General features: G+C 69.5%; 12 protein-coding genes and 2 pseudogenes. 3 read left to right on the top strand and 11 right to left on the bottom strand.

Translation table 11 applies throughout. The features are described from left to right. Nucleotides 1–144: 144 nt before the first annotated feature. The 3 genes from AB0N07_RS04755 to AB0N07_RS04745 form a co-directional block, all read right to left on the bottom strand. The gene (locus AB0N07_RS04755; RefSeq protein WP_365832097.1) at nt 145–1,437 is read right to left on the bottom strand and encodes a site-2 protease family protein; all 1,293 of its coding nucleotides are present in this window, start codon (nt 1,435–1,437) and stop codon (nt 145–147) included. 8 nt (nt 1,438–1,445) lie between these two features. Further along, nucleotides 1,446–2,711 (bottom strand): 1-deoxy-D-xylulose-5-phosphate reductoisomerase, encoded by a 1,266-nt coding sequence (dxr, locus tag AB0N07_RS04750; protein ID WP_365832052.1) that lies wholly within the window; start codon nt 2,709–2,711, stop codon nt 1,446–1,448. Between the two features lie 228 nt (nt 2,712–2,939). Then, nucleotides 2,940–4,883, bottom strand: coding sequence for an acyl-CoA dehydrogenase family protein (locus AB0N07_RS04745; RefSeq protein WP_365832050.1), 1,944 nt, complete (start codon nt 4,881–4,883; stop codon nt 2,940–2,942). A gap of 310 nt (nt 4,884–5,193) precedes the next feature. On the opposite strand from AB0N07_RS04745, the gene AB0N07_RS04740 reads away from it, so the two are divergent. Beyond that, the gene (locus tag AB0N07_RS04740) at nt 5,194–6,210 is read left to right on the top strand and encodes a LacI family DNA-binding transcriptional regulator (RefSeq protein WP_365832048.1); all 1,017 of its coding nucleotides are present in this window, start codon (nt 5,194–5,196) and stop codon (nt 6,208–6,210) included. A 54-nt stretch (nt 6,211–6,264) separates the two neighbouring features. Then, nucleotides 6,265–8,270, top strand: a pseudogene (locus AB0N07_RS04735) (TIM-barrel domain-containing protein). A 101-nt stretch (nt 8,271–8,371) separates the two neighbouring features. On the opposite strand, the gene AB0N07_RS04730 reads toward AB0N07_RS04735, so the two are convergent. From AB0N07_RS04730 to AB0N07_RS04695, 8 genes and pseudogenes are all read right to left on the bottom strand, one after another. Beyond that, complete coding sequence (locus AB0N07_RS04730) at nt 8,372–8,950, bottom strand: chorismate mutase (protein ID WP_365832095.1); 579 nt, start codon at nt 8,948–8,950, stop codon at nt 8,372–8,374. A 35-nt stretch (nt 8,951–8,985) separates the two neighbouring features. Beyond that, complete coding sequence (locus AB0N07_RS04725; protein ID WP_365832046.1) at nt 8,986–9,699, bottom strand: hypothetical protein; 714 nt, start codon at nt 9,697–9,699, stop codon at nt 8,986–8,988. 37 nt (nt 9,700–9,736) lie between these two features. Further along, nucleotides 9,737–11,968 (bottom strand): glycoside hydrolase N-terminal domain-containing protein, encoded by a 2,232-nt coding sequence (locus AB0N07_RS04720; RefSeq protein WP_365832044.1) that lies wholly within the window; start codon nt 11,966–11,968, stop codon nt 9,737–9,739. Continuing rightward, nucleotides 11,965–13,935 carry a beta-galactosidase gene (locus AB0N07_RS04715; protein ID WP_365832042.1) on the bottom strand — a complete coding sequence of 657 codons (1,971 nt, stop codon included), beginning with the start codon at nt 13,933–13,935 and terminating at the stop codon, nt 11,965–11,967. The genes AB0N07_RS04720 and AB0N07_RS04715 overlap by 4 nt, the downstream gene beginning before the upstream one ends. 38 nt (nt 13,936–13,973) lie before the next feature. Beyond that, nucleotides 13,974–14,183: pseudogene (locus tag AB0N07_RS04710) on the bottom strand (hypothetical protein); the annotation flags it as partial. A 105-nt stretch (nt 14,184–14,288) separates the two neighbouring features. Beyond that, entirely contained in the window at nt 14,289–15,224 is a 936-nt protein-coding gene (locus AB0N07_RS04705) for a carbohydrate ABC transporter permease (protein ID WP_365832041.1), read from the bottom strand. After that, nucleotides 15,221–16,255, bottom strand: a complete 1,035-nt coding sequence (locus AB0N07_RS04700; RefSeq protein ID WP_365832039.1) for an ABC transporter permease subunit — start codon at nt 16,253–16,255, stop codon at nt 15,221–15,223. The genes AB0N07_RS04705 and AB0N07_RS04700 overlap by 4 nt, the downstream gene beginning before the upstream one ends. A 27-nt stretch (nt 16,256–16,282) precedes the next feature. Next, on the bottom strand, nt 16,283–17,977 hold the full coding sequence (locus tag AB0N07_RS04695) for an extracellular solute-binding protein (protein WP_365832037.1): 1,695 nt from the start codon (nt 17,975–17,977) through the stop codon (nt 16,283–16,285). 326 nt (nt 17,978–18,303) lie between these two features. On the opposite strand from AB0N07_RS04695, the gene AB0N07_RS04690 reads away from it, so the two are divergent. Beyond that, nucleotides 18,304–21,144 (top strand): glycoside hydrolase family 3 C-terminal domain-containing protein, encoded by a 2,841-nt coding sequence (locus AB0N07_RS04690; protein WP_365832035.1) that lies wholly within the window; start codon nt 18,304–18,306, stop codon nt 21,142–21,144. The last annotated feature ends 33 nt before the right edge of the window (nt 21,145–21,177 follow it).

The following is a 21,177-nucleotide window of genomic DNA, read 5'->3' as shown; positions in this document are numbered from 1 at the left end:
GCCCAGTGGCGCTGCCCCGCGACCGCCCCCACTCCCAACAAACGGGGGGGGGAACCCCAACGTTTTTAAACCCACAAATTGTAGGCCGCCCCGCCAAAACGGGGGCGGGGCCGCCACAAACTCAGCGTGACCAGTTGGTTTTCTCTAGGTGATTTTCACTGGGTTGACCACGTCCGCGATCAGCACCAGCAGCGTGAAGCAGACGAAGACGCCCGCCACCACGTACGCCACCGGCATGAGCTTCGCCACGTCGAAGGGGCCCGGGTCCGGGCGCCGCAGCACCCTCGCCAGGTTGCGGCGCAGGGCCTCCCACAGGGCGCCCGCGATGTGCCCGCCGTCGAGCGGGAGCAGCGGGAGCATGTTGAAGAGGAACAGGGAGAGGTTGAAGCCGGCGATCAGCATCAGGGCCGTGGCCAGCTGCTGGGTCGGCGGGATGTCCATGGTGAAGATCTCACCGCCGACGCGGGCCGCGCCGACCACGCCCATCGGGGAGTCGGGCTGGCGGGGGGCGCCGTCGAAGGCCGCGTTCCACAGGGCGGGGATCTTGCCGGGCAGGTCCGCGATGGAGCTGACGGCCTCGCCGAGCCGGTCGCCCATCCAGGACACGGACTCGCCGAAGTCCTGGCGGACGACGCCGTTGGCGGCGCTGAAGCCGAGGAAGCCGGCGGTGACGTACTTGCCCGGGACGACGTGACCGGTGGAGTCCTTCTTCGCGACCTGGTTGGTGGCGATCTTCGCGTGCAGCGTCGTCTCCTGGCCCTTGCGGTCGACGACGATCGCCACGTCCTTGCCGGGGGTGGCGCGGATGAGGTCGGAGAGCTTGTTCCAGTCGTCGGTCCGCACCCCGTCGAAGGACACGATCTTGTCGCCGGCCTTGAGGCCCGCCGCGGCGGCCGGGGAGGCGGCGTCGGACTTCGTGCACTTGTCGCGGTTCTCGCTCTGGGCGATGACGCACTGCGAGACGGAGCTGACGGTGGTGGTCTGCTGGGTAATGCCGAAGCCCATCAGGACCGTGAGGAACAGCGCCACGGCCAGGATCAGGTTCATGAACGGGCCCGCGAACATCACGATGACCCGCTTCCAGGGGGCGCGGGTGTAGAAGAGGCGGTTCTCGTCCCCGGGCCGCAGCTCCTCGAAGGCCGCCGAGCGGGCGTCCTCGATCATGCCGCGCCAGGGCGAGGTGGAGCGCGCGGTGATCCGGCCGTCGTCGCCGGGCGGGAACATGCCGATCATGCGGATGTAGCCGCCGAGCGGGACGGCCTTGAAGCCGTACTCCGTCTCGCCCTTCTTCCGCGACCACAGGGTCGGGCCGAAGCCCACCATGTACTGCGGCACGCGGATGCCGAAGAGTTTGGCGGTGGACAGATGCCCCAGCTCGTGCCACGCGATCGAGACCAGCAGGCCGACCACGAAGATCACTATGCCGAGGATCATCATCAGGGATGTCATGCACGCGCCTCCGCGGCAGAAGTCGTCTGCGCCGTCAGTTCCCGGGCCCGGGCCCGTGCCCAGGTCTCCGCTTCGAGGACGTCCGGCACGGTGAGGGAAGTTCCCGTGGACGGGGTGCCGTGCTCCTCGACGACCCTGGTCACGGTCTCCATGATCCCGTTGAACGGCAGCGCGCCACTGCGGAACGCCTCCACGCACTCCTCGTTGGCCGCATTGAACACCGCCGGGGCGGTGCCCGCGAGCTCACCCACGTGCCGGGCGAGGTTCACCGACGGGAACGCGTCATTGTCGAGCGGGAAGAACTCCCACGTCGACGCCGTGCTCCAGTCGAAGGCCGGTGCCGCGTCGGGGACGCGCTCGGGCCAGCCCAGGCCGATGGCGATGGGCCCGCGCATGTCGGGGGGCGTCGCCTGGGCGATCGTCGATCCGTCGGTGAACTCAATCATCGAGTGGACATACGACTGGGGATGCACGACGACCTCAATGCGGTCGAAGGGAATGTCGTACAGCAAGTGTGCCTCGATCACCTCCAGGCCCTTGTTGACCAAGGTCGCCGAGTTGATCGTGATCACCGGGCCCATGGCCCAGGTGGGGTGGGCGAGGGCGTCCTGGACGGTGACGTTCGCCAGCTCGGCCTTGGTACGGCCGCGGAAGGGGCCGCCGGACGCGGTGACGACGAGTTTGCGTACGTCGGCCCGGGTGCCGGCCGCCAGTGCCTGGAACAGGGCCGCGTGCTCGGAGTCGACCGGAATGATCTGCCCGGGCTTGGCGAGCGCCTTGACCAGCGGGCCGCCGACGATGAGCGACTCCTTGTTGGCGAGCGCGAGGGTGCGGCCCGCCTCCAGGGCGGCGAGGGTCGGGGCGAGGCCGATGGAGCCGGTGATGCCGTTGAGCACGGTGTGGCAGTCGGAGCCGGCGAGCTGCGTGGCCGCCTCGGGCCCGGCGAGGATCTCCGGGAGCGGCTCCCCCGTGCCGTACTGCGCGGTGAGCGCCTCGCGCAGCGCCGGTACGGCGTCCTCACGGGCGACCGCGACGGTCCGTACCCGCAGCCGGTGCGCCTGCTCGGCGAGGAGGGCGATCCGACCGCCGTTGGCGGACAGGCCGGTGACCCGGAAGCGGTCGGGGTTGCGCAGCACCAGATCGATGGCCTGGGTGCCGATCGACCCGGTGGAGCCGAGGACCACCACGTCCTTCGGGCCGGTTCCCGCCACGGGGTCGTAGACGAGATGCGGGTCGGCGAGTGGGGCTGGACTGTCGCTCATCCCTCCATTGTTGCCGAGCCGGAGCGCCGGGAGGACAGTGCGTCGCTCGGGTGGGTGGCTTGTCGGCCTCTGCGGGGGTTGGAGCGGGATCCTTCCTCGGGGCTGCCCGGCGGTTGAGTCGGCCGGCAGGAGCCGTTCCTGCCGCCGACCCGATCCGCCGGACAGCCCCCGGCGAAACGCCGTGAAGATCACGCGCCGGGGGATCCCTTCGCGGAAGGTGCCGGGAGGTCAGCGGATGGGGCGGTGCAGGTTCTCCTTCGCCGAGGCCCCGGGGTCGGCCGCGGCGATCCACGGTCCCTCGCCCGAGGGGTCGACGATGCCGTCCTCCAGCCACTCGTACGTGCCCGACATGATGCCCTTGACCAGCTTGCGGTCGAGGTCGTCGGTGTTGGTCCACAGGCGGCCGAAGAGCTCCTCGACGCGAATGCGGGACTGGCGGCAGAAGACGTCGGCGAGCTGGTAGGCCTCGCGGCCGTGGTCGCCCTGGCTGCGCAGGAGTTCGGCCCGTACGCAGGCCGCGCTCATCGCGAACAGTTCGGCGCCGATGTCGACGACGCGGCCGAGGAAGCCCTGCTTGGTCTCCATCTTTCCCTGCCAGCGGGACATGGCGTAGAAGGTGGAGCGGGCCAGCTTGCGGGCGTGCCGTTCGACGTAGCGCAGGTGCGGGGAGAGGTCCACGCCGTGCTTGAACTGACCGTAGGAGACCGGGAGTTGGCCCGGTCCCGCGACCAGTTTCGGAAGCCACTTGGCGTAGAAGACACCGGCGTTGGCGCCTGCCTTCGCCTTGTCCTGCAGGGATTTCTCGGGGTCGATGAGGTCACCGGCCACCGACAGGTGGGCGTCGACGGCCTCGCGCGCGATCAGCAGGTGCATGATCTCGGTCGAGCCCTCGAAGATGCGGTTGATACGCAGGTCGCGCAGGACCTGTTCGGCCGGGACCGCCTTCTCGCCGCGGGCGGCGAGGGACGCGGCCGTCTCGAAGCCGCGGCCGCCGCGGATCTGGACGAGTTCGTCGGCGATGAGCCAGGCCATCTCCGAGGAGAAGAGCTTGGCCAGGGCGCCCTCGATGCGGATGTCGTTGCGGTCCTCGTCGGCCATCTGCGAGGACAGGTCGAGTACGGCCTCCAGGGCGAAGGTGGTCGCCGCGATGAAGGAGATCTTCGACCCGACCGCCTCGTGGTGGGCGATCGGCTTGCCCCACTGCTCGCGGGCCGCCGACCACTCGCGGGCGATCTTCAGGCACCACTTGCCGGCGGCCACGCAGGACGCGGGGAGCGAGAGCCGGCCGGTGTTGAGGGTGGTGAGGGCGATCTTCAGCCCTGCGCCCTCCGGGCCGATCCGGTTGGCCGCAGGGACGCGGACCTGGTGGAAGCGGGTGACGCCGTTCTCGATGCCGCGCAGGCCCATGAAGGCGTTGCGGTTCTCGACGGTGATGCCCGGCGAGTTGGTCTCGACGACGAAGGCGGTGATGCCGCCCTTGTGGCCCTCGCTCTTCGGCACCCGGGCCATCACCACCAGGAGGTCGGCGACCACGCCGTTGGTGGTCCACAGCTTCACCCCGTCGAGGACGTAGTCGTCCCCGTCCGGCACCGCGCTGGTGGCGAGCCGGGCCGGGTCGGAGCCGACGTCCGGCTCGGTGAGCAGGAAGGCGCTGATGTCGGTGCGGGCGCAACGGGGCAGGAACTGCTCCTTCTGCTCCTGCGTGCCGAACAGCTTCAGCGGCTGCGGTACGCCGATCGACTGGTGCGCCGACAGCAGTACGCCGATCGCCGGGGAGGCCGAGCCCGCCAGCGCGAGCGCCTTGTTGTAGTACACCTGGGTGAGGCCGAGGCCGCCGTACTTGGTGTCGATCTTCATGCCGAGGGCGCCGAGTTCCTTGAGGCCGTTGATCACCTCGTCGGGGATCCTGGCCTCGCGTTCGATCAGCGCGCCGTCGACCTTCGTCTCGCAGAAGTCGCGGAGCTTGGTGAGGAACTGCTCGCCGCGCTGCACGTCCTCGGTGGACGGGGTGGGGTGCGGGTGGATGAGGTCGAGGCGGAAGCGGCCGAGGAAGAGTTCCTTGGCGAAGCTCGTCTTGCGCCAGTCCTGTTCACGGGCCGCCTCCGCCACCTGGCGGGCCTCGCGTTCGGTGACGGTGGGGCGTCGGGAAGAGGGTGCGGGTGCTGCGGACATCAGGGCCACCTCGCCGCGAATCGGGATCTTGGTCGACTTTGGTTACCGACGGGTGCTACCCGATCGTATGTACCCGATTCGGGGCGAGGCCACCACCCTTTGTGCAGCCGTTCGGCCGATGTTTCTGATACGACGTCTTCCGTAGGACAACACCTCGGAAAAGAAAGCCGAAAAGAAGACCGAAGAGGCTGTCGAAGCGCTTCGACATCCTATGGACACCCACCCTCGCTAGAGCTAGGGTCGAACCACCCCCACCCGCCCCTGTTCGCAATGCGCACTGTCGAAGCGCTTCACACGCTTGGAGAGCTGGATGGTCACCCTCGCCGAGGTCGCCCAGCACGCCGGAGTCTCGGCGAGCACGGTGAGCTATGTCCTCAGCGGCAAGCGGTCCATCTCCACGACCACCCGACAGCGGGTCGAGCAGTCCATCCGCGAACTCGGCTACCACCCGAACGCGGGCGCACGGGCCCTGGCCAGCAGCAGGTCGAACATCATCGCGCTGATGGTCCCACTGCGCACGGACATGTACGTCCCGGTGATGATGGAGATCGCCATCGCGGTCGCCACCACGGCCCGTACGCACGGGTACGACGTGCTGCTGCTGACCGGCGAGGAGGGCCCCGACGCGGTGCGCCGGGTCACCGGCAGCGGGCTCGCCGACGCGATGATCCTGATGGACGTCGAACTCGACGACGAGCGGCTGCCGTTGCTGCGCGGCACCGACCAGCCGTCGGTCCTCATCGGCCTGCCCGCCGACACCTCCGGACTGACCTGCGTCGACCTCGACTTCAAGGCGACCGGCGCGCTGTGCGTGGAGCACCTGGCGATGCTCGGCCACCGCGACATCGCCGTCATAGGAGAGGCCCCCGCCGTCTACGAGCGGCACACGGGCTTCGCCGAGCGCACCCTGGACGGACTGCGTTCACGCGCCCAGGAGCTGGGCGTACGGCTGCTGCACCGGCCGTGCGAGGGCGGGTACGACGCCATGGCCGTCACCCTCGCCCGCATTCTCGACGAACGGCCGGGCACCACCGGCTTCGTCGTGCAGAACGAGTCGGCGGTCGAGCCGCTGCTCGCCCTGCTCCGCCAGCAGGGCCGTGCCGTGCCCGAGGACGTGTCGGTGGTCGCGGTCTGCCCGGACCAGGTCGCCGTGCAGGCCTCGGTGCGGCTGACGTCCGTCGCCATCCCCGCGCAGGAGATGGGCCGGCACGCCGTGGAGCGTCTGGTCGCCAAGCTCGACGGCCTCGGCACTGACGAAGTCGTGCTGCTCGCACCGGAGTTGACGGTCCGGGCGAGCACGGGCCCGGCACCCTCCGGTACTTCCTGATCCCGCTCTTCCGTGCCCTCCCGGGCACCCTCATGTCTTTCGGGAGCACCCTTCGTGAACCAGTCTGCCGAAAACCAGCCGCAGGCCGGGGCCCAGCCCCAGGTCAGCCTCGCTCAGTCGTCACCCACCGTCGGCACCTTCCGGGAGCGGGACGGCGCGCTGGAGTGGAGCGGCCGTCAGGAGACCCTCCGCGTCGAACCCTGGGGCCCGGACGCGGTCCGGGTGCGGGCCAGGCTCGGCGGCCCGATCCTGGAAGGCCTGCCGGGTGCGGCGCGCTCACCGTGGAGGTGAGCGCCGAGGGCCTGATCCGCTTCCTGCGCACCGACGACGGCCACGAGGTGCTGGCCGAGGAACGCGCCCACTTCTGGTGGCCGGGCTCCCGCCTGTACACCGCCGTCGGCAACGGCCACCACCGCCTGGAGCAGCGCTTCGCCGCCTACGACGACGAGAAGCTGTACGGCCTCGGCCAGCACCAGCACGGCCGCCTCGACCAGAAGGGCCTGGTCCTCGACCTGGTCCAGCGCAACGCCGAGGTCGGCATCCCGGTGCTCTCCTCCAGCCGCGGCTACACCCTGCTGTGGAACAACCCGGCGATCGGCCGCGTGGAACTGGCGCACAACGGCACCCGCTGGGTGGCCGACTCGGCCCGGCAGATCGACTACTGGATCACCGCGGGCACCCCGGCCGACGGCCAGCGCCGCTACAGCGCGGTCACCGGCCGTACGCCGATGCTGCCGGAGTGGGCGGCCGGCTTCTGGCAGTGCAAGCTGCGCTACCGCACCCAGGACGAACTCCTCACGGTGGCAAGGGAGTACAAGCGCCGGGGCCTGCCCATCTCGGCCATCGTGTGCGACTTCTTCCACTGGACGCACCTGGGCGAGTGGAAGTTCGACCCCGCCGAGTGGCCGGACCCCGCGGCGATGGTGCGCGAGCTGGCGGAACTCGGCATCAAGCTGGTGGTGAGCGTGTGGCCGTCCGTGTCGCCGCTGAGCGAGAACCACCCGGTGATGGAGCAGCGCGGCTACTTCATCGGCACCCAGTACGGCCCGATGGCGCACGCCGACTGGCCCGACAAGCAGGTCGCCTCCACCGTTCAGGCGGCCTTCTACGACGCCACGAACCCGGACGCGCGTGAGTTCCTGTGGTCGAAGGTGCGCGACAACTACCTCGTCCCGTACGGCATCACGGCCTTCTGGCTGGACGCCTGCGAGCCCGAGCTCAAGCCGGGCTTCCAGGAGAACCTGCGCTACTGGGCGGGCCCCGGCCTGGAGGTCGGCAACAGCTATCCCGCCGAGAACTCCCGCACCTTCTACGAGGGGCTGCGCGCCGAGGGCGAGGAGGTCATCACCCTCAACCGCTCCGCCTGGGCGGGCAGTCAGCGCTACGGCGCCGCCCTGTGGTCCGGCGACATCGGCACCGACTTCCCGACCCTGCGCCGCCAGATCGCGGCCGGCCTCAACACGGCCCTCTCGGGCATCCCCTGGTGGAACACCGACATCGGCGGCTTCCACGGCGGCGACCCGGACGACCCGGCGTACCGCGAGGTCATGGTGCGGTGGTTCCAGTTCGGAGCCCTGTCTCCCCTGATGCGGTTGCACGGGTTCCGTGACCCTGGGATGCCACTGGGTCCGGAGATGACCGGCGGGCCGAACGAGGTGTGGTCCTACGGCGAGGAGGCCGGGGCGATCCTGGAGAAGTACCTGCGGCTGCGGGAGCGGCTGAAGCCGTACGTCCTGGACGTGATGCGGGAGGCGCACGAGGAGGGGTTGCCGGTGATGCGGCCGCTGTTCCTGGAGTTCCCGGAGGATGCGGCGGCCTGGGCCGTGGATGACGCGTATCTGTTCGGGCGGGATCTGTTGGTTGCGCCGGTGCTCACGGCTGGCGCGAGCGCCCGGACTGCCTATCTTCCGGCGGGGGCCGCGTGGACCGATGCGTGGACTGGTCGGACGTACGAGGGTGGTGCGACCGTGACGGTCGAGGCGCCGTTGGATCGGATTCCGCTGTTTTTGCGGGACGGGGCTCGGTTGCCCATTGCTTCGCAGGAGGAGGTGCCACGGTAGGTCGTTGAGCGACTGCTGCACCGTCGTGGCTGGTCGCGCAGTTCCCCGCGCCCCCAAAAACAGGGGGCGCGGCAGAACCGCGCGGAAATCGCCCCGCCTGTTCAATTCCGGCAGACGGACTCCAGGGAGCGGACCAGGGCCTTCGTGTGGAGCAGGTCCGGGTGCTTTTCGTGGTGGACCTCGATTACCGCCACGGTGAGTTCGGGGCGGCAGATCAGGGCCGTGCGCTCCGGTGTCGTGTCCGCGACTGCCTGGACCAGGTCCGTGTTGATGCGGTTGATGGTCTGGCGGATCACGTTCAGGTCGGGCCTGGTGGTCGGGGCCTGGTCGGGGTGGGCGGTCCAGCGGGCGTAGAGGGCGCGCTGGACGTCCTTGTTGGCCTCGATCTGGTCGCGGAAGATACGGCGGACCTCGTCGGGGTCGGCGCCGATCTGCTTCGCCTGTGCGGCGACGTTGTCGAGGACCACCTGCTCGCGGGCGGGGTCGTCGATGGGGCTGTCGGTGCCCCACTTGGCCGCGGCCACCAGATCGGCGGTGGCGAGGCGCTCGGCGGCGAGGGAGGCCACCGGGTGCAACGGCGAGGACCAGGGGGATGCGGGTGCCGCTGCCGCGGTGCCCGGTATGGCGAGCACTGCGGCAGCGGCTGCCAGCGTGGCGCGGAGGGGGGTGAGGATCTGCATGGGGTCCATGTAACCTCACCCGGTCCGCAACAACATCAACTGCTGCTGACGCTTTCGCTGTTGACGGTGAAATTCAGGCCACCGGACGATGACGTGATCTCGAAGCCGAACTGCACGTCCCCGATGGTCACGTTGCCGAACCAGCCCTTGGTGTCCTTGATCCACTTCAGGATCGGCAGGACGTCGACGGTGCCGGAGCTGGAGTTGGAGGTGCGGACGAACGAGAAGACGTCGTTGGAGCCGTTGGTGCCCTTGTAGACGGTCCAGGAGTGACCGCCCAGCGTGACGTTGCCCTGCGAGGTGCCGAGCGGGCCGACGGCGCCGGTCTTGTTCATCCAGAGCATGATCTCGTACCTGTGGTTGGTGTCCCAGATGTCGTACGCCGTCTCGTACGCGCCGGACGACGGGACGGTGACGTTGTAGCTGCTGGAGAGCGAACCGAGCGAGGTGACCGACTTGTTGATCGCCTTGGTGGCGTTCGGGTAGGACTTGATGCCGCCGGTGTTGGGGTGGTCGGCCCAGACACCCCAGTTGGTGCCGGAGTTGGCCCAGATGCACTGGCTGCCGGCGCCGGAGCCCCAGATGTTGTTGTAGAGCGTGTAGCCGTTCAGGCTCGTGCTGCCGTACTGGGCGCAGGAGCTCCAGACCGCGGCGGAGGCGGGGGCGGAGGCGAGGCCGACGGTGGCGCCGATGGCCATCGCCGGGGCCAGTAGGGCCATGGTGACCTTGCGCAGAGTGCTCTTTGCCATGGTGTCCCTTCCATGGGTGGGGGGAGTTGCGGGGTGGTTACCACGCCCCCTGGGCGAGGACGTGGTCTTCTCCGGCGACGAGGTCGAGCGGTCGCGTGCCGGAAGAAGTCCTGAGTTCGATGCGGTGCGTGCGGGTGGGGCGCAGCACCGCCGTCGCTTCCTGCGGGTTCCAGGTGAGGTCGAGTTCCGCCCCGAACCGGGTGCGGATACCGAGGAGCCGGCCCTTGGGGTAGGCCTTCGGGAGCGCGGGCAGCAGGACCAGGCGGTCGGGGGTCGACTGCACGAGCATCTCGATCAGCACGGCGGGGAGGGTGTGGGCCGCGTCGGCGTTGTAGACGTCGCGGTCCGGGTAGTGCGCGCTCATCAGGGAGGCGTGGAAGAAGTCGCCGTTGAGCACCTGGCCGAGGGCGTGGGCGACCCGTTCGCCGTCGCGCAGCCGGGCGGCGACCAGGGCGTGGTGCAGATGGCCGTGGGCCGAGTCGTTCTCGGCGCCGCGCAGTTCGAGGGCACGGTGGGCGGCCGCAGCGAGGTCCGGGGTGTCGTACGGGTTGATCTCGTCGAGCGGCCAGACGCCGTAGAGGTGGCTGAGGTGCCGGTGGTCGTAGGTGTCGTCGAGGCCGGGCCAGGCCCATTCGGCGAGGGCGCCGTCGGCGTTGATCCGGTGGGGCGGCAGCCGGTCGGCGAGAGCACGCCAGCGGTCGGCCTCGGGGGTGTCCGGGTGGTACTCGGCCGCCGTCAGCAGCGCGTGCCGCGCGGCCGAGAGGTCCATGGCCGCGTTGATCGCACCCCAGCTCGCGTTCGCCGGGCGGTTCTCCGGCGAGTAGGACGGGACGACGACCAGGTGGCCGTCCTTGTCGGTCCGGGTGAGGAAGTCCTCGTAGAACAGCGCTGTTTGGGCGAGCGCGTGGGCGGTACGGGGATTCCGGGCGCCGTTCGTCTCGTCGTGGTCGACCAGCGGTTTGAGCAGCCAGTCGGCGCCCGCGGTCCACAGGTGCAGGGGGTATTCGGGGCTGAAGTGGTAGGACAGCCCGGACTCGCCGTCGGTGTGGGCGGGGGCGACGACACCGCGGGCGCCGAAGACCGCGCGGGCGTTGTCGGCCCAGTCGGAGAGCTGGCCCTGGATCAAAGACGCGTGGGCTTGCGTCACTTCGGGGAGGGCGGCGGCCGCTGCGGAAGCGGTCTGGAGGTTGAGGTTGGCGTCGTTGGTGAACGCCCCCGACCACGCGGTGTTCCAGTCGCCGGTCCACAGGCCGACCAGGCGGGGCGGGAGCAGGCCGCTCGCGGAGAGCAGGTGGTAGCGGCCGGCGGCGAAGAGGCGCTCCAGGAGGGCGGGGCTGTCGGGGTGCGCGAGCAGCTCCGAGCCGGGCAGGGCGCGCTCTGCGGGGTCGGCGTCCAGGTCGAGGGTGGCGCGCTCGTAGGCGGTGCGGTGCAGGGCCGTGTGGCGGTCCAGGAGGAACGTGTACGGGTCCTCACCGGTCGGCAGCAGTTCGCGCAGGGCTTGGGCGTGGGGGGTCGTGTCCAGCTCACCGGTGTGCCGCACCACCCTGGTCAGCAGCAGGACGGACTCGGTGTCCGCGACACGTGCGCCGGGGGGCGTGAGCGCCGTACGGCCGCCCGTGACCACGACGAGCGTCACCCCGGTGTACGCCGTGTCGCTGCCGGGATAGCGGACGCGCAGGGTGAGCAGGGCGCCCTCGGGGGTGAGGACCGCGCCGTCGCCGACGGCGAGGCCCGGCGGTGCGCCCGGCAGGCGGTGGTCCAGGGCGATGTCGAGGTCGGTGGTCGTGATGTGCTGGACGATGACGTCGTCGGCGCGGGAGACGAAGACCCGGCTGCTCCAGCCCTCGCCGACCGCCTTCACCACGCCGGTGGTGAAGTCGACGGAGCGGCGGTAGCGGTGCGGCTCCTCGCCGGACGGTCTGCGCAGTCGTACCTGGAAGGCGGGGTGGAAGGGCTGGACCCACTGGAGGTCGCGTCCGTCGGTGAAGGTTTCGGCGGCGTGCAGTTCGCCCGCCAGCAACCTGTCCTGAAGGAGCGGCAGTTGGTCGGCGAGACGGGGCGGACGGGCGCTCTCGGCGCCGTTGGGGCGGACGAGGGTGTGATGGGTGACGACGACCCGCTCGTCGTTCGGATCACCGAACACAAGTGCGCCATGGTGGCCGTTGCCACTCAGGAAGCCGTCCTCCCAGCGGGCGGCGGGGAGGGGTTCCCAGGTTCCGTGGACGATGTTCGTCGGCGTGTTCATGGGCGTGATCATGGGCTTGTTCATGGGCGCAACACCATCACGCCGTACCGGCCGAGGGTGACATCGCCCTCGACCGTCGCGCCGGTCAGCAGGTCACGGTGGGTGCCCGGCACCTGCACGGTCACCGACTCCCGCCCGTGGTTGAGCACGAAGAGCAGATCGCCGCGGGGCACCGCCTCCACCTGGTCCGGCAGGCCGTCGAGAACAGGGCGGGCGCCCGCGTCGGCTGCGATCGCGGCCAGCAGGACGCGCAGCGCGTGCGGCTCGGGGAGCGTGGAGACGTACCAGGCGCGGCCCTTGCGCAGCACGGCGGGCAGGCCGTCGAGCTCGCCGCCCTTGTACCTGGCCTCGGCCGAGGCGTCCTGCGCGGCCTCGATCTCCTCCGACCACAGCGTGCCGTGGAAACCGTCGGTCTCGGCGGTCTCGTCCGCGTCCAGCGGCCACCACTCGTGCAGCGTGCGAATGCCGAACAGCTCGCGCAGGCGGGGGTCCATGCCGCCGGGGCGCACCCGGTCGTCCTCGTCGGCGACACCGGTCAGGAACCCGCAGACGAGGGTGCCGCCGCCGCGGACGTAGGCGAGGAGGTTGTCGACCGCCGTGTCCGTGAGGGAGTACAGCTGCGGGACCACGACCAGCTTGTAGGCGGTGAGGTCGTGCTCGGGGCGGGCGAAGTCGGTGGTGAGGTGGGCCTGCCACAGGGCGCGGTGCCAGGCGGTGAGGACCTGGGTGCAGTCGACCCGGGACGAGATCCGGCCCTCGTGGGCACCGGCCCACCAGGAATGCCAGTCGTGCAGGACGGCGATGTCATTGCGGCTGTGACTGCCCGTCACCTCACCGCTGATCCTGGCGAGTTCGGCACCGAGCTGCTTGACCTCCTGATACGTACGCCCCTCCGCCCCTGCATGGCTGACCATCCCGGAGTGGAACTTCTCCGCGCCCTGGCGGGACTGACGCCACTGGAAGTAGCAGACGGCGTCGGCGCCGCGGGCCACCGCCTGGAGGGACCAGAGGCGGTTGAGGCCGCGCGGCTTGGGGTGGTTGACGCCGCGCCAGTTGACCGGGCCCGCCGCCTGCTCCATCAGCATCCAGGGGCCGCGGGCCTGCGAGCGGGTCAGGTCCTGGACGAGGGCACCTTGCTGCGCACCGAGGGGATCGCGCGGGTCGGGATAGAGGTCGACGGAGACGACGTCCTCCTCCTCGGCCCACCGCCAGGCGTCCTGCCCGGCCCACAGCGGCATGAAGTTGGTGGTGACCGGGATGTGGGAGGGGCTGTGCCGACGGACGATGTCGCGCTCGGCGGTGTAACACTCCAGGAGCATGTCGGAGGTGAACCGCTTGAAGTCCAGCACCTGGCCCGGGTTCTTCAGGTAGTGGGCGTGGCGGGGCGGCAGGACCTCGGCCCAGTCGCCGTATCCCTGGCTCCAGAAAGCCGTGCCCCAGGCGGAGTTGAGGGCGTCCAGCGTGCCGTACTTCTGCTGCAGCCAGCGGCGGAAGCGCGCGGCGGCCTCGTCGCCCCAGTCGTAGGTGCAGTACTCGTTGTTGATGTGCCACATGGTGAGGGCGGGGTGGCCGCCGTAGCGGGCGGCGAGGTCCTCGGTGATGGCTGCGGCGTAGCGGCGGTAGGCGGCGCTGGAGTGCGAGAAGTGCTGGCGGCCGCCCCACCATTCGGTGCGTCCGTCCTCGTCGCGCGGCAGGGTCTCGGGGTGCAGCCGGCCGAGCCAGGGCGGCGGGGAGGAGGTCGGGGTGGCGAGTACGACACCGATGCCGCCCGCGTGCATGAGGTCCATCAGCCGGTCCAGCCAGCCGAACTCCCGCTCCCCCGGCCGGGGTTCGAGCCTGGCCCAGGAGAAGACACCGAGGGTGACGGAGTTGACGCCGGCGTCCCGCATGAGACGTACGTCCTCGGTCCAGGTCTCCTCGGGCCACTGCTCGGGGTTGTAGTCGCCGCCGAAGAGGATGCGACCGCGGGTGGCGTCGCTGAGCGCGGGCATCAGACGGGGTCTCCGTACTCGATCCCGCGCCCGTTGGTGGCGAGGCCGCGGACCGACGGATGGAAGAGGACGCTGGTGACGAAACCCGTGCCGCCCATGACGGCGTTGCGCCAGCGGTAGGCCGGCGTGGCGGTGGCGGCCGGTGCCGCGGCCGGCGCCCGCCCGGAGAGCAGCGGAACGCCGGTGAGCGCGGCGGTCGCCGCGGTTCCGGCGAGAACGGCATGTCGGCTCGGGGTGAACGCGGGCATGACAGACCTCGTTCTGTGCGGTGGGAGCAGCGGGAGGCTTGGGACCGCCGCGGCCGACCGCTGCTGGAGGCAGGTCGGCCACGGCGGAGTCGAAAATCGTGTGGCTCAGCCCTTGATGGCGCCGGTGAGCATGCCCTTCCTGAAATGCTTCTGGACGAACGGCGACAGCACGGCCACGGGCAGCAGGGCCATCACCATGACCGCCATCTGGATGGCGAGCCCGGACAGTTGACCGGTCCTGATGGCCTGGCTCAGGCCGACCGGCGCCTCCTGCTTCTGCACGAGCTGGATCATGACGTTCTGCAGCGGCATCATGTCCTGGTCGTTCAGATAGAGCGACGCGTTGAACCAGGCACTCCAGTAGCCGACGGCGTAGAAGAGCGTGATCACCGCGAGGACGGCCCGCGACAGCGGCATGACGATCCGCCAGAGGATCCGCAGGTCCCCGGCGCCGTCGATGCGCGCGCTGTCGATGAGCTCCGGCGAGATCTCCATGAAGAAGCCGCGCAGCACCAGGATGTTGAAGACGCTGATGGCGCTCGGCAGGATCAGCGCGAGATAGCTGTCCGTCAGGCCGAGGGACTGCACCAGCAGATAGGTGGGGATGAGGCCGGCGCTGAAGAACATGGTCGCCAGCAGCAGCATCAGGATCCAGCGGTGGCCGAGGGACCCGCTCCGGGACAGGCCGTAGGCACACAGGACGGACACCGCCATCGAGAACAGCGTGCCGGCCAGGGTGACGAGGATGCTGATGACCGCGGCGCGGGTGACCTGGCCGCCGCCGAGCAGTTCCTTGTAGGCGACGAAGGTGATGCCCTTGGGCACCATCACCAAGCCGCCCGCCTCGTTGATGGTCCTGCTCGAGGACAGGCTGGTGACGACGACGATCCACAGCGGGAAGAGGATCGCCAGGCAGGCGAACGTCAGGGCGATGCCCTTGCCCGCGAGACCGGCCTGGGAGGGCTTCTCCTCCCAGGCGGGGCGCTCCGGTGCGGTCCACCAGCGCGGCCGGCTCGCCGGTTTGTCGATGACGGCGGTCACTTCTTGTACACCCCCTTCTCGCCCATGAGATGGGCCACCTTGTTCGCGGCGAGGACCAGGCCGATGCTGACCACGCCCTTGACGAGACCGGCGGCGGCCGCGTAGCCGAAGTTCTGGTTGCGCACGCCGTTCCACCACACGAAGGTGTCGAGGACCTCCCCCGCGCCGGGTCCGACGCCGTCACGTTGCAGCAGGATCTGTTCGAACCCGACGGTCAGGGCATCGCCGACGCGCAGCACGAGGAGGAGGGCGATCACCGGGCGCAGGGCGGGAAGCGTGACATGCCACATGCGGCGCCAGCGTCCGGCACCGTCCATCGCGGCGGCCTCGTACAGGTCCGGGCTGACCGACGCCAGGGCGGCGAGGAAGACGATGATCCCCCACCCGGCGTCCTTCCACACGCTCTGCGCGGTGAGCAGGAAGGGGAAGGTGTCCGGGTTGGTCATGATGTCGAGGCCGTCGTACCCGTGCTGCCGCAGCAGCTGGGAGAGCATGCCCGCGCCGCCGAACATCTGCTGGAAGACGGCGATGACCAGCACCCAGGAGAAGAAGTGCGGCAGATACCGAACGGCCTGCGCGAACGCCCGCACCCGGGGCCGGACCACGCTGTTGATGAGCAGCGCGAGCAGGATCGGGATCGGGAAGAACAGCAGGAGCTGGACGAAGAACAGCACGAGCGTGTTCTCGACGGCGTTCCAGAAGGCGGAGTCCGCGAAGATCTGCTGGAAGTTCTCCAGGCCCACGAAGGGGCTGTTCAGCATGGAGACGATGCCGTTGTCGCTGATGTAGGGGTCGTAGTCCTGGAAGGCGACGACGTTGCCGAGGATCGGCAGGTAGTTGAAGACCAGAAGGAGCACGACGGCCGGCAGCGTCATGAGGATCAGCAGGCGGTCGCGTCTGAACCTGAGCCGGAGGCTCAGTTTGCCCGAGCCTCGTTTCTCCCGGGGGCCGGTGGCGTCCTCGGACGCCACCTGCGTCTTCACCGGAGTGCTGGCCTCGGCTTTGCTCCGAGGCACCGTGCTGTGGGACACAGCCGTTCTCCTTGCCTCAGAGTCTCGTCAGCTCGCCGCCGGACCGTTCTCGTCGAGGAGCTTCTCGTACCAGTCGCGCAGCTTGTCCCCGCCCTTGCTCTTCCAGTCGGAGATGGCCTGCTGCATGTCGCTGATCTTCTTGTGGCCGCGGATGATGTCGTCCTCGAGCTGCTCGAAGTCGTTGACGAGGTTGGTGTAGCGGGAGGGCTCGGTGATCTGCAGGCCCCAGAACGACGACTTCTTGGTGAAGGCGCCCATCCGCTGCTGCCACTCGACCATGCCCCGGGTGTACTTCGGGAGGTCGGGGTGGGCGATGGTCGCGGCGGGGCTCGCGACCATGACGTAGGCGTTGATGACCTCGTTGTTGCCCCTGTCGTTCTTGACGGGGACGCCGTCCTTGAGCGTGTAGTGGGTGCCCTCGACCCCGTAGTTGGTCATCATCCACTCCTTGGTGCCGAAGGGCGCCGCGGTGACGTTGGCGACCGCCAGCACGTCGCGGATGACGGACGCGGAGGCCTTCTTGTTGACGAAGGCGAAGATGTTGGCCGGGTTCGTGGCGTACAGCGTCGGGGCACCGCCGTCGTGGCCCCAGATGTCCATGCCCCAGACCTTGACGCCGGGGTTCTGGGTGGCCAGGGAGGCCTGCTGCCCGTACCAGTTGGAGATGTCGTTGTTCCAGATCAGGAACTCGCCTGCGGCGAACTTGGGGGCCGGGTCGGTGATCTGGCTCTTGCCCAGTTTGAAGTTGGGGTGGACGACTCCGGCGGCGAACAGCTTCCGCGTCCACTCGATGGCTTCCAGGTACTGCGGGGTCTCGATGCGGTTGATCAGCTTGCCGTCGACCAGGTTCCACCAGAGCGGCTTCTCACCGCCGCCGAGCACGCCGAAGTTCATGAACGCGGTCCACTTCATGTCACCGCAGGCCCACCGCCTGGCCCTGGCGTTGGTGATCTCCTTGCACAGAGCCATGAACTCGTCGGAGGACCGCGGGATTTCGTAGCCCTCCTTGTCAAAGATGTCCTGGCGGTAGATGGGCACGATGTTGTCGACGTACCCGGCGGGCATCGGCAGGCCCATCAGCCTGCCGCCGAAGATGGAGCGCTGCCAGGCGTCGCTGGGGATCGCCGCGAGGTTGGAGTACTCCTTGACCTTGTCCCCTGACAGGTACGGGCCCAGGTCGGCGAACTTGCTGATGATGGCGCTGGGTATCTTGCCCATCATGTTCCAGCTCGGGACGACGACCACATCCGGGACGTCACTGGAGGCGAGGACCGCGCCGAGCTTCTGGTCGTAGGTGTTGCCGTCCTGGTTGCGCCACTGGACGTCGACACCGATCAGGTCGTTCATCGCTGTGTAGTAGGGGTTGTTCTGCTTGGGCGGCGAGCCCCAGAACGGCGACATGATGGTGACGTTGCCACCCTTGCCGAGCTTCTTCGGCACCGACGTCTTGAGGGTGGCGACGTCGAGTTTGCTGGTGAAGCCCATCGCGGAACCGTTCTTGGACGGGAGGTCCGGCGTCACCACGTTGCTGGCCACATAGGCCGGCAGGAGCTTCTTGGCGTTCTTGCCCGACGTGGTCCCGTCGCGCGACCCGCCGTCCGAACCACCGCAGGCGGACAGCAGTGGCATCCCTCCCGCCACCGCTGCGGTGGCGACCGCGGTTGAGGCGAGGAAGCTTCTCCGGCTCGGTCCGGAGGAGGCGGAGGCGGCGTTCGGCGTCATTGCGTCAACCCTTCGTGGCGCACCTGGACACCCGGCGGAGGCCGTCGGCTGCGGTGTCGTAAGTGGAACTGGCTGAGCTGAAGCGTTTCTTCGACGTGTGAACGGAAACTGCAGTCGAAGCGCTTCGATGTTGCTGTGAGGTTAAGTGAACACACAGGGGCGCACAAGGGTCGCATCCAAGATTCCTCCCAGGCTCGGGAGCGCCCTCATTTCTTATGCACCGCTTGAAGTGAGGGTGTCGATCTCTTGACACTCGACCCCGAGTCGAATGAGCATCGAAGCGCTTCGAAAGCATTCCCGTCGATCCATCGCAGGGGGATCCCCACGTGACCGCACACACGCCGCACACGCCGCCTTTTCGCGATCCGCACCTGCCCTTCGCGAAGCGCATCGACGACCTTCTTTCGCGGCTCACCCTCGATGAGAAGATCGGTTTCCTGCACCAGTTCGTACCCGCCGTCGAGCGACTGGACATGCCGGCGTTCCGCACCGGCCAGGAGGCGCTGCACGGCGTGGCCTGGATGGGTCCGGCCACGGTCTTCCCGCAGGCGGTCGGTCTCGGCGCGACCTGGAACCCGGACCTGGTACGACGGGTCGGCGAGGCCGTCTCCAAGGAGACCCGCGCGATGCGCGCCCGTGACGACCGCGTGGGGCTCAACGTCTGGTCCCCGACCGTCAACCTCCTGCGCCACCCGCTGTGGGGCCGCAACGAGGAGGGCTACTCGGAGGATCCGCGGCTCACCTCGGCCATCGCCACCGCCTACACGCACGGCCTGCGCGGCGAGCACCCGACGTACTGGCGCACGGCGCCGGTCCTCAAGCACTGGCTGGCGCACAACAACGAAACGGGCCGCGACGTCACGTCCTCCTCCGTCCGCCCCCGCGTTCTGCACGAGTACGACCTGCGCGCCTTCCGCGACACGGTGGAGGCGGGCGCGGTGGCCGGCGTCATGCCCGCGTACAACCTGGTCAACGGCCGCCCGAACCATGTCTCGCCGTATCTGCGCGAGCACCTGCGGACCTGGACCGACGAGGATCTCCTCGTCTGCTCGGACGCGGGCGCGCCGTCCAACCTGGTCGACTCCGAGCACTACTTCGACACGCACGAGGAGGCGACGGCCGCGGCGCTGCTGGCCGGCGTCGACAGCTTCACCGACCACGGCACCGACAGCTCGAAGATCACCGCGCGGGTGCGCGGGGCCCTGGAGCAGGGCCTGCTCACCGAGCCGGACATCGACACGGCCGTACGCCGCCAGCTCTCGGTGCGTTTCCGCCTCGGCGAGTTCGACCCGCGCTACGACCCGCACGCCGACACCGGGGAGTTCGACACCCCGGCCCATCGTGCGCTCGCGCAGGAGGCCGCCGAGCAGGCGGTCGTGCTGCTGAAGAACGACGGCGGTCTGCTGCCGCTCGCCGAGGACGCCCGGATCGCGGTGGTCGGCCTGCTCGCGGACGAGTGCAAGCTCGACTGGTACAGCGGCACGCTCATCCACCGGTCCACACCGCTGGAGGGCCTGTACGAGCGGTTCGGCGCGGAGCGCGTGGAGTTCGCGGAGGGCGTGGACCGCGTCCGCTTCAGGACCGCTGCCGGTACGTTTCTCCATGTCCCGGCGGCCGACGGCACCGAGGACCAGGTACGCGACGCCGAGGGCGCTCTCGACCCGGCCACGCTCACGGGCCGTACCGATCTGCCCCCGCTGACCGACGATGCGACCGGTACCGAGTTCGCGCTCATGGAGTGGGGCGAGGGCGTGCTGACACTGCGCGCGCCCGACGGCCGCTATCTCTCGGTCGCCGAGGACGGCTACCTGCGCGCCTCCGCCGACCAGCCCGGAGGCTGGATCGTCCAGGAGACATTCCGGCTGGAACCCCATGAGAACGGGCACCTCCTGAAGCACCTCGGTACGGGTCGCCACGTCTCTGTCGCCGCCGACGGCGTCAAGGTTGCCGAAGCGAACCCGGAAATCTTCGAGGTGATCATCACGGAACGCGGTGAGGACGCGGTGCGCAGGGCCGCCGCCGGGGCCGCAGTGGTCCTGGTGGTCGCGGGCAACGATCCGCACATCAACGGCCGCGAGACCGAGGACCGTACGACCCTGCGCCTCCCCCGGCACCAGGAGCGCCTGCTGCACACCGCGCGCGCCACCAACCCGCACACGGTGCTGGCGCTGGTCTCGGCGTACCCCTACGCGTTCGAATCCGCCCGCCTCCCGGCCGTCGTGTGGACGGCGCACGGCGGCCAGGCGGCAGGCACCGCCCTGGCCAGGGTCATCGCCGGCGACGTCTCCCCCGCCGGCCGCCTCCCACAGACCTGGTACGCCGACGACGCCGACCTGCCCGACCTCCTCGACTACGACGTGATCGGCAGCCGCCAGACATACCTGTACTTCGAGGGCACACCCCTGTTCCCGTTCGGCCACGGCCTGTCGTACGCGTCGTTCGTGTACGCGGATCTGAAGGCGACGGTGGAGGGCGCCGCGCTGTCCGTCTCCTTCACGGTCACGAACACCGGAGCCATGGCGGCGGACGAGGTCGCCCAGCTCTATCTCCGCGCCGTGGACCCAGCGGTCCCGCGCCCGCGGCGCGAGCTGGCGGCACTCGACCGGGTGCGTCTGGAGCCGGGCGAGCGCAGGGAGCTCTCCTTCGAAGTCCCCTTGTCCGCCTTCGGCCTCTGGGATGTGCACCAGGGCCACTGGCGCCGTGAACCGGGCCTCTACGAACTGCTGGCCGGTGCCTCCAGCGAGGATGTGCGGCTGCGTACGACCGTGACCCTCGACGGCGAGGCGTCCGCACCGCGCCCCGTCCTGAGCCGGGGTCTCGACGCGGCCGACTTCGACGAGCAGAGCAGCATCGCGATCGTCGACCGCACGAAGGCCGCGGGCGACGCGGTCACCCCGGTGGCGGGCAGGGCGGGTGAACTGGTGTACCGGGACTGCGACTTCGGGAAGGGCGTCAGCGAGGTGTCCGTGGCGGTTGCGGGCGAGGGTGTGGTCGATGTGTCACTGGACGGGGGTCCGGTGCTCGCGTCCCTGACGCCCGGGACGCCGACGCCGGGGCCGTACGACTACACGACACTCACCGCCGGGATCTCCGCCGAGGGTGTCCGCGACGTCCACCTCAGGCTGCGCGGCCCGCTGCGGCTCGCGCATGTCGGCTTCTCCGGTTGAGGGTCCGGACGAGGCCGATTTGAAGAAGGGGCC

Origin of the sequence: Streptomyces sp. NPDC051172 (assembly GCF_040682555.1) — a bacterium.
Classification (GTDB): Bacteria; Actinomycetota; Actinomycetes; order Streptomycetales; family Streptomycetaceae; genus Streptomyces.
This window is presented reverse-complemented; position numbering and strand designations above follow the sequence as displayed.

Excerpts from the sequence above, each read along its gene's own strand:
- AB0N07_RS04695 (WP_365832037.1), bottom strand. The coding sequence starts at position 17,977 with ATGACGCCGAACGCCGCCTCCGCCTCCTCCGGACCGAGCCGGAGAAGC.
- AB0N07_RS04725 (WP_365832046.1), bottom strand. The coding sequence starts at position 9,699 with ATGGCAAAGAGCACTCTGCGCAAGGTCACCATGGCCCTACTGGCCCCG.
- dxr (WP_365832052.1), bottom strand. The coding sequence starts at position 2,711 with ATGAGCGACAGTCCAGCCCCACTCGCCGACCCGCATCTCGTCTACGAC.
- AB0N07_RS04715 (WP_365832042.1), bottom strand. The coding sequence starts at position 13,935 with ATGCCCGCGCTCAGCGACGCCACCCGCGGTCGCATCCTCTTCGGCGGC.
- AB0N07_RS04720 (WP_365832044.1), bottom strand. The coding sequence starts at position 11,968 with ATGAACAAGCCCATGATCACGCCCATGAACACGCCGACGAACATCGTC.
- AB0N07_RS04755 (WP_365832097.1), bottom strand. The coding sequence starts at position 1,437 with ATGATGATCCTCGGCATAGTGATCTTCGTGGTCGGCCTGCTGGTCTCG.
- AB0N07_RS04730 (WP_365832095.1), bottom strand. The coding sequence starts at position 8,950 with ATGCAGATCCTCACCCCCCTCCGCGCCACGCTGGCAGCCGCTGCCGCA.
- AB0N07_RS04745 (WP_365832050.1), bottom strand. The coding sequence starts at position 4,883 with ATGTCCGCAGCACCCGCACCCTCTTCCCGACGCCCCACCGTCACCGAA.
- AB0N07_RS04740 (WP_365832048.1), top strand. The coding sequence starts at position 5,194 with ATGGTCACCCTCGCCGAGGTCGCCCAGCACGCCGGAGTCTCGGCGAGC.